The sequence below is a fragment of the Paenibacillus radicis (ex Xue et al. 2023) genome (genome assembly GCF_024722015.1).
Taxonomy (GTDB): domain Bacteria; phylum Bacillota; class Bacilli; order Paenibacillales; family NBRC-103111; genus Paenibacillus_S.
The window spans coordinates 121,710-134,292 of the sequence record NZ_JANQBD010000006.1 but is presented as its reverse complement, the minus strand read 5'-3'; the positions used below and the strand labels follow the sequence as shown (position 1 = coordinate 134,292).

Annotated in this window: 10 protein-coding genes; 8 read left to right on the top strand and 2 right to left on the bottom strand. The window is 45.2% G+C overall.

Annotated elements, in window-relative coordinates; genetic code table 11:
• Positions 1-60 precede the first annotated feature (60 nt).
• From NV381_RS09910 to NV381_RS09900, 3 genes are read left to right on the top strand one after another with little or no spacing between them, the layout of a single operon-like run.
• Complete coding sequence (locus tag NV381_RS09910; protein ID WP_258213119.1) at positions 61-873, top strand: AraC family transcriptional regulator; 813 nt, start codon at positions 61-63, stop codon at positions 871-873.
• Positions 874-904: 31 nt separating this feature from the next.
• The gene (locus tag NV381_RS09905) at positions 905-2,116 is read left to right on the top strand and encodes a Gfo/Idh/MocA family protein (protein WP_258213118.1); all 1,212 of its coding nucleotides are present in this window, start codon (positions 905-907) and stop codon (positions 2,114-2,116) included.
• A gap of 6 nt (positions 2,117-2,122) precedes the next feature.
• Complete coding sequence (locus NV381_RS09900) at positions 2,123-3,115, top strand: Gfo/Idh/MocA family protein (protein ID WP_258213117.1); 993 nt, start codon at positions 2,123-2,125, stop codon at positions 3,113-3,115.
• An 82-nt stretch (positions 3,116-3,197) separates the two neighbouring features.
• On the opposite strand, the gene mraY is transcribed toward NV381_RS09900, so the two are convergent.
• Complete coding sequence (mraY, locus tag NV381_RS09895; RefSeq protein WP_258213116.1) at positions 3,198-4,145, bottom strand: phospho-N-acetylmuramoyl-pentapeptide-transferase; 948 nt, start codon at positions 4,143-4,145, stop codon at positions 3,198-3,200.
• Positions 4,146-4,382: 237 nt separating this feature from the next.
• Here mraY and NV381_RS09890 point away from each other — a divergent pair, with 237 nt between their 5' ends.
• From NV381_RS09890 to araA, 4 genes are all read left to right on the top strand, one after another.
• Complete coding sequence (locus NV381_RS09890; protein ID WP_258213115.1) at positions 4,383-5,477, top strand: GntR family transcriptional regulator; 1,095 nt, start codon at positions 4,383-4,385, stop codon at positions 5,475-5,477.
• Positions 5,478-5,557: 80 nt separating this feature from the next.
• Complete coding sequence (gene araD / locus NV381_RS09885; protein ID WP_308861734.1) at positions 5,558-6,247, top strand: L-ribulose-5-phosphate 4-epimerase; 690 nt, start codon at positions 5,558-5,560, stop codon at positions 6,245-6,247.
• A gap of 65 nt (positions 6,248-6,312) precedes the next feature.
• Positions 6,313-7,983, top strand: coding sequence for a ribulokinase (locus NV381_RS09880; RefSeq protein WP_258213114.1), 1,671 nt, complete (start codon positions 6,313-6,315; stop codon positions 7,981-7,983).
• A 102-nt stretch (positions 7,984-8,085) separates the two neighbouring features.
• Positions 8,086-9,576 carry an L-arabinose isomerase gene (gene araA, locus NV381_RS09875; protein ID WP_258213113.1) on the top strand — a complete coding sequence of 497 codons (1,491 nt, stop codon included), beginning with the start codon at positions 8,086-8,088 and terminating at the stop codon, positions 9,574-9,576.
• Positions 9,577-10,508: 932 nt separating this feature from the next.
• On the opposite strand, the gene NV381_RS09870 is transcribed toward araA, so the two are convergent.
• Positions 10,509-11,273: an SDR family oxidoreductase gene (locus NV381_RS09870; protein WP_258213112.1), complete on the bottom strand. Its 765-nt coding sequence runs from the start codon at positions 11,271-11,273 to the stop codon at positions 10,509-10,511.
• Between the two features lie 277 nt (positions 11,274-11,550).
• Between NV381_RS09870 and NV381_RS09865 the strand changes: the two genes are divergently transcribed.
• Complete coding sequence (locus tag NV381_RS09865) at positions 11,551-12,546, top strand: glycerophosphodiester phosphodiesterase family protein (RefSeq protein WP_258213111.1); 996 nt, start codon at positions 11,551-11,553, stop codon at positions 12,544-12,546.
• Positions 12,547-12,583 lie beyond the last annotated feature (37 nt).

The window sequence follows — 12,583 nt, the reverse complement described above, 5'->3', positions numbered from 1 at the left end:
GTTCCCAAAACGTTAAGATGAATATATCATTGCTATTTTCGGGCATTTTGGGGGCCTCTTATGAAGTTGAAAAGGATTGAACTGCCATTGCGCGGGATTCATTTATATGAAAGCAAACATCTGGACGGGGATGTCGTCGACGAGCATCATCACGTGATTCATCAGATCTTATATGCTTTGGAAGGCGAAGGAACCATTACACTGGATAACAAGCAGTATGAGTTTAAGCAGGATAGCGTTGCTTTGATTGTGCCGCATTCGAATCATTCCGTATTTTCCGAGTCCAAGCTGACCTTGCTTGTTCTTGCTTTTGAGGAAACGGTACTGGATGCGAATGCACGTTCAGGCCTGCTGTATTCCTGCTTTGAGTCGTCTGCATTTTTACAATTAAACCCTTTTGCCGCGGCGGATTTAAGACAATTGCTGCGTAAAATGCTATTCGAGCAAACGCATCAGGATGATTTGAATCAATGGGCGCTGCAAATATTTATTTTGGAAATCATATTGGTACTCGCACGTTCGAGTCAAACGTCACTGGTAACGGATTCCAACAGTCTTCGTGCTGAGCGGATCCGCAGTTATATTGACAGGCATTATTTTGAACCGCTTACAGCGAGTGATATTGCTGCCAGGTTGGGTATTGGGGCCAGGCATGTGAATAACATTTTCAAAGATCATTACCGGATTACTCCGATTCAATATTTGACTGAAATACGTATTAGTCTGGCTAAAAAATTGCTTGTCGAGACGGATAAGGACATTGTTTCCATTTGCTTTGAGGTTGGGTATGAGACGCTGCCTACATTTTATCGGGCATTTAAAAATATTGTGAAAATGTCCCCGAACATGTTCAGACAGCAGAATAAAAGCTGATCGATGAATCGTGATAGAGGTGATAGGGATCATGAAAGGTAAACAAGTTTCCATATTATTGGTAGGAATCGGTGGTTACGGGAATAGATATGTGGAGGAGCTTCTTAAAGCAACGGACGATAGTCAGTTTACGATCGCTGGTGTTGTAGAGGTTAATCCGGACCGCAGCCGGTATGTTCAACAATTGCAGGACAGAGGGATTACATTTTACGCGGATATGGAGAGCTTCTACGCGTCTTCTGGAGCGGATTTAGCTATTATTTCGACACCTATTCAATTCCACTGCCAGCATGTGTGCACCGCATTGTTGAATGGCAGTCACGTATTATGCGAGAAACCGATAGCTGCTACCGTACAGGATGCGCAGAAAATGATTGATGCACGGAATCAAAGCGGCAAATTCGTTGCCGTAGGCTATAATTTATCCTTTAATGATCAGATTCAAGAGTTGAAACGAGATATTTTATCCGGAGCATTCGGCAAACCTAAGCGGTTGAAAACGTTAGTATTGTGGAGACGCCCTCTTGCTTATTTTCAAAGCGGTTGGAAAGGGAAAAGAAAGAGCGTATCAGGCGACTGGATTCTGGACAGTGTAGCTCATAATGCAACCGCTCACTTTTTACACAATATGTTTTATTTGACTGGCTCCCGAACCGATGCGAGTGCGAAGCTTCAGTATGTGGCGGCGGAGCTTTACCGGGCGAACGACATCGAAACCTTTGATACTTGTGCCTTAAGGGTTAAGACGGAAGATGACGTGGAGATACTGTTTTACACTTCGCATACGATCTTGAACAATGAAGGGCCGGTCTTTAGCTTCGAATTTGAAAAAGCTTCGATATCCTTCGCTGAAGGTCGGAATGAGAATCAGATTAAAGCTGTTTTTCACGATGGTACGGAAAAAGTGTACGCGAGTACAGGCACGGCAGCCTGCGAGGATAAGCTTCGCGTATGCATCGGCGCGTTGGCATCAGGCAGCAATGAAATTCCTTGCGGTCTGGAAGCGGCCTATCCGCAGCTGCTTTGTGTAAATGCGATGATGGAGGCGATACCGGAAGTTCCGGGATTTCCTAAGGCGCTGGTAGGACTTGATGAAGAGACGAATGCGGTATGGGTTGATGGTTTGGAGGATGTGCTGAAGAACTGCTTTGAGCAGGGCGTGCTTCCATCCGAAGCAGGCATTCCTTGGGCGGTTCCCGCTCGAACAGCCGACTTGACTGATTATCGTATATTTAAGGGGTGAACAGCCTTGAGATTAGGTATCATTGGATCGACAGGTCATATTAATTATGTAATGGACGGACTTCGGGAATTGCCCGAGGTTCGTCTTGTTGGCGTCTCTGCGGGATCTGCAGGTGAATCGATTGAGAAGCTTACGCTCAGAGCTGTGCAGGAAGGGCATTCTCCTGTTGTATATGCTAATTATAACGAGCTGCTGGATCAGGCTAAACCGGATATCATAGCTGTGGCTTGTTACTTTAATGATCACGCAAAAATTGCGGCTGAAGCTCTGCGCAGAGGGATTCATGTATTTGTGGAGAAACCGGTTGCCACAACGTTAGAGGATTTAGCTATGCTGAGAGAGGCTTACGAAAACTCTCGCGGGGCGCAGCTTGCTGCTATGTTTGGGATTCGTTACAATCCTGCTTTTTATACGGCATGGCATGCGGTTAAGGCTGGAGCTGTAGGTCAAGTTAGGCTGCTTCACGCGCAGAAATCATATCGACTCGGCAGCAGAGGAGAGCATTTTAAACGAAGAGAGACCTATGGAGGGACTATTCCTTGGGTCGGAAGCCATGCAATAGATTGGGTGCATTGGTTCAGTGGGGAGCGGTTCGAAACCGTCTATGCTTCACATTCAACGTTGTATAATCAAGACAATGGCGATCTGGAAACCTCGGCACAGTGTCATTTTACGATGTCAGGAGAAGTGTCGGCTTCAGTAAGCATTGATTATTTGAGGCCTGCTCAAGCATCGACCCATGGGGACGACCGGATTCGGATTGCGGGAACGGAAGGCGTGCTTGAGGTTCGTGATCAAAAGGTGCTGCTTATCAACGGTCAGGCTAACGGTGAGCAGGAGCTTCCGCTACTGCCCAAGGTGGAGATCTTTGCCGATTTTGTGCGGCAGATTACGGATGGAACGTCTTGCTTGATCAGCGCTGAGGAATCCTTTTATGTTACCGAAGCTTGCTTGAAGGCTGTAATAGCTGCGGATGAGAAAAAAACTGTGAGGTTTTAAGAGATCTACAACAACAACGGATTAAGTTCTATTTAGGGACTTAGTCCGTTTTTTTGTTTTAGGACATACGTATCCCATCCCCTCACAACATGTATTTCCAAATAAACAGGCTGATTAGAGTGCAGATCCAGGAAATGAATCCAAATACAGTAACAATTTTATTTTCGCTCCAACCGTACTTTAAAGCAAAGTGATAATGAATGGGAGCCATTCGGAAAAGTCTTAATTTCGTCCTCCTATAATACCAAACCTGGAAAATCACAGACAATTGTTCGGCAAAATAGACTAAGAATAATAAGGGGAGCAAAATCTCAACCTTCTCGATTACTGCCAGAAATGCAAGTGAACCTCCAATGGCTAATGACCCCGTATCCCCCATAAAAGCTCTGGCCGGATAAATGTTATAAATTAATAAACCTAATAAACACGCAATCATTGTCAAGGAAAAAAGCTGTACCTCAAATTGATTAGATATCGCAAAAAAGAAAAAGTAGGTAGGGATACATACGACGATAAGCAGTCCATCCAAACCGTCTGTAAAATTAATAGCATTTGCGGATCCAACTATAAACAGCAGAACAAGCAGTATGTACACACTCATGGGGAGTACTATTTGAAAGTCTCCATGCTCAATTAACTTGGAGCTTATGCCATGGAAGCGATAGAGGAAGAAAAGAAGAAAACCTGTACATGTAAATTGCAAATATAATTTAGTTTTTCCCGAAATGCCGGAGGGGTCTTGGAAGGCAGCTTTCTTAAAATCGTCAAGAAATCCAATCAGGCTGAAAAGGAGGAACGTACAGCAAAGGAAGACAGTCATGATGCTAGGGTGGGAAATAAGCAGAGTAATAATCCCGACAAGCAATATGATTCCTGCCATTAAGGGGGTTCCTAATTTAGCTTGATGATCTGCAGGCAATTCAGTTCTAATGGGTTGAATGAGTCTTAAAGTGCGAAGCCCCCATATCAAGACAGGACATAAACAAGCAACGATAATAAAAGACACTATGACAACATTCAGAATTGACATCGAATTTGTCCACACTCCAAGCTTTATTTTAACAATCCGTTATCTTGTCCTTATCCCTTTAGGTCTTGTACTTTATTTTTATATACTAGGCGACTATTTAAAAGCGAAACTTTATATATATTTATTTCATATTTTCTAACTAATGGTTAACGCTGATGCTTTGAGATGTACATACAACTCATCAAGATGATATAATGATACAAATCAATTGGACTTGGCAGTCCCTAGAGGTGGAAAATGAAAGACAACAAACAGCTTCCCAAGTATCTTCAATTAAAGCAAGAAATATTAACCTGGCTGCAATCCGGCCAATTAAAAGCAGACGATCAGATGCCGACGGAGCATGAGATTGCCGAGAGGTTCCAAATGAGCAGGCAAACCGTCCGTCAAACCTTCGGAGAGCTGGAGAAGGATGGATGGCTGCAGCGCGTGCAGGGTAAAGGCACCTTCGTCTCGACTCCGCATAGTCACAAGAGTGCGGATGTACAAACGATCGGTATTATTACAACCTATATATCGGATTATATTTTCCCCCATATTGTTCGTGGCGCTGAAGCAACGTTAAGGAACAGAGGCTACAGAATGCTGCTGTCCAGTACGGATAATGATAAAAGCAAAGAATTGGAAAGCCTGCAGATGATGATGAGCCAGCCTTTAAGCGGACTTATTATTGAACCGACCAAAAGCGCCGAGGGCAATCCTAACCTAAGCTGCTATTTATCTCTGGATTATCAAAAAATCCCCTATCTCATGATAAATGAACGGTATTCTGAAATGAATTGTCCGTACATTAAAGTGAATGATGAGGCTGGTGGCTACAAAGCAACGGAGCATCTGATTCAATGGGGACACAGGAAGATCGTGGGCTTTTTTAAAATGGATGATCTGCAGGGAGTGAACCGTTTGAAAGGCTTCATACGCGCCCATCATGATTCACAGGTTCCGCTGCTGCCCCAGTCTGTAGTGCATTATACGACGGAAGAGAAACAGACAAAGCCTTACGAGCTGGCTCTGTCCATGCTTACTGAACCTGTGGAAAATCGGCCAACTGCATTCGTATGCTACAATGATGAGCTGGCTGTTCATATATTGGAGGCCGTTAGACAAGCTGGCTTAAATGTTCCCCATGATATTTCGATTGTTGGTTTTGACGATTCTTCTTTAGCTACGGCAACCGAAGTAAAGCTGACCACATTGACTCATCCGAAAACAGATCTGGGAATTCGTGCAGCCGAGCTATTGATTGACAAAATCGAAGGCAAACAAAACTTGCCGGACAAACATATTTTTGAACCGGAGCTTTTAATTCGAGAATCGACTCGAAAAATTTAAAACGAACTATAGAAAATTTGTACGTACAATTGTATAATGGTCGTAGACCACACTTCACAGGAAGAAAGGTGAGGATACTTTTGTTGAAAAAGCTAAAGCAGGCCGTTCTTGAGGCGAATCTGGATTTACCCAAGTATGGGCTTGTCACATTCACTTGGGGAAATGTAAGCGGAATTGACCGCGAAAGGGGGCTTGTTGTCATTAAGCCGAGCGGTGTTCCCTATGAGGATTTGAAGGCGGAGGATATGGTTGTACTTGATTTGGAGGGGAATGTGGTGGAGGGCAGCCTCAAGCCATCATCGGATACGGCAACGCATCTTGTGCTGTACAAGGCATTTCCGAAAATCGGTGGAATTGTACATACCCATTCCCCGTGGGCTACTAGCTGGGCACAGGCAGGTAGGGCAATTCCGGCGTTAGGCACGACGCATGCGGATTATTTTTATGGCGAAATTCCTTGCACACGTAAGATGACCGAAGCCGAAATTAAGGGTGCTTATGAGCTGGAGACCGGAAATGTGATCGTTGAAACCTTCAAAGACCTGGACCCTGCACAAATACCGGGAGTGCTGGTCAACTGCCATGCTCCTTTTAATTGGGGTAAAAATCCTCATGACGCCGTACATAATGCGGTAGTTTTGGAGGAAGTTGCTAAAATCGCCCTTAACACTTTTAATTTAAACCCGGCTATAGAACCGATGGATCAAACGCTCTTGGACCGACATTTTCTCAGAAAACACGGTGCAAACGCTTACTATGGACAGAAATAATGAAAGATTGCATAAATATGGACTGTATTTTGAAACTATTCTAAGCTGCAAAGGGAGAAATGATAATGGCTCCAAAATACGCGATTGGTGTGGATTACGGTACCGAATCAGGAAGAGCAGTTCTTGTTGATCTGACGGACGGTACTGAAGTAGCGGATCATGTAACACCTTATCCGCATAATGTTATTGATGAGCAGCTTCCTGATTCGAATGTGAAGTTGGAATTCGATTGGGCGCTGCAGCATCCTGGAGATTATATCGAGGTGCTTAAACAGTCCGTACCTGCGGTAATGAAAGCATCCCGTGTTGATCCTGCCGATGTAATTGGGCTCGGTATTGATTTCACGGCTTGCACCATGCTGCCGGTAGATGCTGCCGGAACGCCGCTTTGCTTCAAACCGGAGCTGAAGGATCAGCCTCATAGCTGGGTCAAGCTATGGAAGCATCACGCAGCGCAGGATGAAGCGAATCTGATCAATGAGATTGCAGAGCAGAGAGGGGAAACCTTCCTTCCAAGGTATGGGGGGAAAATTTCTTCGGAATGGATGATCGCCAAAGTATGGCAAATTCTTGATGAAGCGCCTGAGCTGTATGAACAAACCGATATGTTCCTTGAGGCAACGGATTGGGTAGTTTTCCAAATGACAGGGAATAAAGTGCGCAACAGCTGTACAGCTGGCTATAAGGCGATCTGGCATAAACAGGACGGCTATCCGAGCCGTGAGTTTTTTAAAGCGTTGAATCCACAGTTGGAAAATTTGACGGAAACGAAGCTGCGCGGAGAAGTAGTTCCGTTAGGCACGAAAGCGGGAGAGCTTACTCCAGAAATGGCCGGGCTAATGGGATTGAAGCCTGGCATAGCGATTGCAGTAGGCAATGTGGATGCACATGCCGCTGTCCCAGGTGTAGGGGTGGTTAGTCCAGGGAAGCTGGTCATGGCAATGGGAACATCGATTTGTCACATGCTGCTTGGAACTGAAGAAAAGCGTGTGGAAGGTATGTGCGGCGTTGTGGAAGACGGCATTATTCCCGGATATATGGGTTATGAGGCTGGGCAATCGGCGGTAGGAGATATTTTTGCATGGTACGTGGAGCAGGGTGTTCCCGCTTATGTGAAGGAAGCTGCCGAGAAAGAAGGCGTTAATGTACACGAATGGCTGGAAGCGAAGGCTTCAGATTATCAACCGGGAGAAACCGGGCTTCTGGCGCTGGATTGGTGGAATGGCAACCGTTCCGTACTCGTTGATACGGATCTGACTGGCTTGCTGATTGGTTGTACTTTGTTGACGAAGCCGGAGGAAATTTACCGAGCATTGCTGGAATCAACAGCATTCGGAACCCGCAAGATTGTCGATGCCTTTCAAGATAACGGTGTGGAGGTTCACGAGTTGTGTGCATGCGGCGGGCTTCCGCAAAAGAACCGACTGCTTATGCAAATTTATGCGGATGTAACCAATCGCGAAATCAAAATTGCCGATTCCAAGCAGACACCTGCATTAGGTGCGGCTATGTTCGGCGCAGTAGCAGCAGGAGCGGCACAGGGCGGATACGATACGATCGTGGAGGCTGCGCAAAAGATGGCTCGTGTCCGCAAGGACACCTACAAGCCAATTCCGGAAAACGTGGCTGTCTATGAGCTGCTTTACCAGGAATACAGCAAGCTGCATGATTACTTCGGACGTGGTGAAAACAACGTAATGAAGCGTTTGAAAGCGATAAAAGAAACGACTGCATAGAGAAACAAGCAGGAACGTTGTTCTATGGATCCCTGTATGCAAATGGAAGCGGTATAAAGAAATCATTGTTTATTATTCCTAATTTCCCGAGGAGGGCTAACTATGTTGACTGTAAAGCCTTATGAATTTTGGTTTTTAACCGGAAGCCAGCACTTGTATGGACCGGAAACATTGGATGAGGTAGCTGAACATTCCAGACATATTGTCGAGTCGTTGGACCGAGATGCTGCAATTCCTTTTAAAATAGTGTTTAAGCCTGTTCTTACTACACCGGATGCTATTCGTAGAATATGTATTGATGCTAATGCTGACGATTCCTGCGCAGGACTGATCACCTGGATGCACACCTTCTCTCCGGCCAAAATGTGGATCGCAGGACTCACGGAGCTGCGCAAACCGCTTCTGCACCTGCACACCCAGTATAACCGTGACATTCCATGGGATACGATCGACATGGATTTCATGAACACGAATCAATCCGCTCATGGTGATCGTGAGTATGGCTTTATTGGAACCCGTATGGGTATTTCACGCAAAGTAGTAGTAGGACATTGGGAGAACGGGGAAACACGTGGCCGCATTGGCGGCTGGATGCATACTGCTGTTGCTTATACTGAGGGAAGCAATCTGAAGGTAGCTAGGTTTGGCGACAATATGCGCCAGGTTGCCGTTACTGATGGCGATAAAGTTGAAGCGCAAATTAAGTTTGGCTGGTCCGTAAATGGTTATGGAATTGGCGATCTTGTGCAGCGGATGAATGAATTTTCAGATGCTGAGGTTAATCAGCTGTACAAGGAATATGCCGAGCTGTATACGATTGTTCCGGCAGGACTTGAGAGCGGCCCTGTACAGGACGCTATTTTGGAACAGGCTCGTATTGAGCTTGGTTTGAAATCATTTTTGCAGGAGGGCGGCTTCGGTGCCTTCACTACGACCTTCGAGGATTTGCATGGAATGAAGCAGCTTCCGGGCCTGGCCTCACAGCGCTTGATGGCGGCGGGTTATGGCTTCGGCGGAGAAGGAGATTGGAAGACATCAGCGCTAGTGCGTATGATGAAAATGATTTCCGGCAATGTTGGCACCTCATTTATGGAGGATTACACTTATCATTTCGAGCCTGGGAATGAGCTGGTGTTAGGTTCGCATATGCTTGAGGTATGTCCGACTATTGCTGCAACACGTCCCAAAATCGAGGTTCACCCGCTTTCCATCGGTGGTAAAGCCGATCCTGCAAGGTTGACCTTTGACGGGGATTCCGGTTTCGCAATTAACGCTTCTCTTGTAGATATGGGCAACCGTTTCCGTCTTATTATAAGCGAGGTAGATGCTGTAAAACCTCTCAAAGAAATGCCGAAGCTGCCGGTAGCTCGTGTGCTATGGAAGCCGCAGCCGTCGCTGCGTGATTCCGCTGAAGCCTGGATTTATGCTGGCGGAGCCCATCACACTGTATTCTCCTACAAAGTCACCACCGAGCAGCTCGTGGATTGGGCGGAAATGGTTGGGATTGAATGTGTGGTTATTAATAAAAACACATCCGTGCAAGCATTCCGTAACGAGCTGAGATGGAACGAGCTTTATTGGAAGCTTCGTTAAACATTTAAGACGTAATAAGGACAGCTCATTCACCACTTTATCCTGAATATACGGTTTCAAAAGAACCCACAGTTCCACATTGTTATTGGAGTGCACCCCATAGAATAGACATTGAATAAACCGCTGGTTTATCCAATGAAATTCTAGGAGGTGCACTTTTTATAATATTAGAAGTATAAGTTTGAACTGGAGGTTTGCCTTTTAATATTGCAAGCAAAGTCACCTCCAGGACACGAAAGTATCTTCATCGAGAGGGCTTCGAATAGAAGCACTTTTTATGTTGAAGGGTCGTTTGCGAATTTATGGGATTCACTCACTAGGGTTTACCCTTTTGAGGCAACCCCACCATGGGTATTCTCAGCGAAATAAAGACATGAGGTCACTTTTGAGCATGTGCTAATCTTGGGCATCAGGATTGTGGTAATCAGGGTTAAGGGATGAATGTTATGGTTGTGGGTTAGGGATTGATGGTTGATGGTTAAGGCTGAGGGTTAAGGATTGATGGTTAAGGCTGAGGGTTAAGGATTGATGATTGATGATTGATAGTTAAGGGATAGTTGAGGGTTCGATTACGGCATTGCAGGGACACCTACCGAACCCTAAACAATTATCGGGAATATGTCATGTTAATTGTTCCGGAAAATAGCGTTCCAAGCCCTATAGCTGGAATTTCTCATGTTAATTCTACGTATTTTGGCTGATAACAACAAGATCACCTATATTAGCTGCATTTTTTCCAGTTAGATTGATTTCAAGCGATATTCACCCTGAATTAACGTGAGGATTTCCATCTATTTCCTTCCTTAAGGCAGCCGTCCGAAAATCCTGGTCTCCTCTACAAAGAAAGCAACCTTTGAACATCGGTACTTGCGCCACCACTTAAGCAACATTCAAAAAAACATTAGCTATTTTCTCCATATTGTGAGTAAAGCTTACAGATGTGATCCTCCACTAGCATCGATCAATTGCCCGGTTACCCAACGGCTGTCAGACGAGGCAAGGAATGCAACAATATCCGCTACGTCTTGCGTTTGACCCCATCTGCCAAAAATGGAAAAGTCGGCACCGAACTTCCTCGCCTCTGGATTTTGAAGTACATCTGCTTGCATATCCGTTTCGATAAATCCCGGCATCACAGCATTGACGGTTATCCCACGAGGTCCGAGCAGCTTGGCTAAAGTGAGCGTCAGCGTGTTGATTGCTCCCTTGGTCATGCTGTATGCAGGGATGTCGGGAATTGCAATTCTTGTTACGGCTGACGAGAGGTTTATAATGCTGCCTCCATCTCTCAACCGCGGCAATGCTTGTTGAATCAGGAAAAAGGGAGCCTTTACATTAACGGCCGCCAATTCATCGAAAGCTTGCTCGGTCGTTTGCTCAATGGTTTTCATTAGAGCGCCTCCGGCATTGTTTACCAGAATATCCAAACGACTATCCTCCGCTCTTTCTTGAAGTGCCGCTTCCAATGCTTCGAAAATGATGTGTACACCACTTGTACAGGAAAGGTCAGCTTCGATCATGAAAGCTGAACCGCCGCTTTGTTTAATCAGCCTAATCGTCTCTTCTGCAGCCTCACGGTTCTTGCCGTAATGAACAGCCACTAAAGCGCCATCCTGTGCCAAACGTTGGGCAATAGCCCGTCCAATCCCTCGACTTGCTCCCGTTACCAATGCAACCTTGCCTTTCAATTTGCTCATCTTCTCATCTCCTCTTCTTTTTCAATTTTAGTTATATCACGATACAGCATTTAAAATGTTGCTCTCTCATTCGATCCTCCCGTAGAACGGTTGCACATTACAGGCTTTCCGCTAATTGAAACGAGTATCGTTTAATCAACCTCAGGAACAGCGGCTAGCATCAGAATCTTATCATTCAAATATGATGCCGCAGCTATTGAGCGATCGAGCCTATTCTATTAATATCAGGCTACGAGGCTGGTATAACTAAACATCTCATAACTGGGAGGACAACTAGATGAGCTTTAAAAAAGTAATAAAAAATAAAATGGTGATATTTGTTTTCGTACTGGTTACATTTATATATCTGAATAATAGTTCTCTTTTCACGAAAAGCACTGGAGCGCCGTTTTTACTTGCTCATCGGGGACTTGCACAAACATTCAGTATGGATGGAATAAAGAATGATACATGTACAGCGGAGCGCATAAATGAACCTGATCATCCTTATTTGGAAAACACTATCCCATCTATGGAAGTTGCGTTTGGAGCTGGTGCTGACATGGTGGAATTTGATATAAAGCCAACCAAAGACGGCCAATTCGCTGTTTTTCATGACTGGACCCTAGATTGCCGAACAGATGCAAAAGGCGTGACCAAAGACTATACTATGGCACAATTAAAGAAAATCGATATTGGCTATGGCTATACCGCAGATAATGGGAAAACCTATCCTTTCCGGGGAAAAGGAGTGGGGCTTATGCCTTCGATGGAAGAAGTGCTGGCTTATTTTCCGGAAGGCTCTTTTTTGATTCATATTAAAAGTAATAATCCGGAAGAAGGGGCGATTCTTGCTCAATATCTTTCTGAATTGCCGGAAAAACGCCTAAGTCAACTAACGGTTTACGGAGGAGATGAACCGGTTGCCTTGTTAAAAAAACAGCTTCCTGACATCCGCGTTATGTCAATGGCTTCGCTGAAAGGCTGCTTAATTCATTATATCGCTGAAGGCTGGACAGGTTTCGTCCCGTCCTCCTGCAAGAAAACCCAATTGCACATTCCTGAGAAATTTGCTCCTTGGTTATGGGGATGGCCTGAAAAATTTGTGAAAAGAATGGAAAATGTCGATACTCGTGTCATTGTCGTTGCAGGTGATGGAGGATGGTCGGAAGGCTTCGACACAGTAAAAGACACGAAGCGGCTGCCTTCCAGTTATACAGGTGGCATATGGACGAACAGAATTGATCAAATAGCGCAGCTGTATCGTCAGAAAAATTCACGGGTAGGTGAATAACCCAAATCTAAGTATGTGCGCGCACATCTAACCTCAA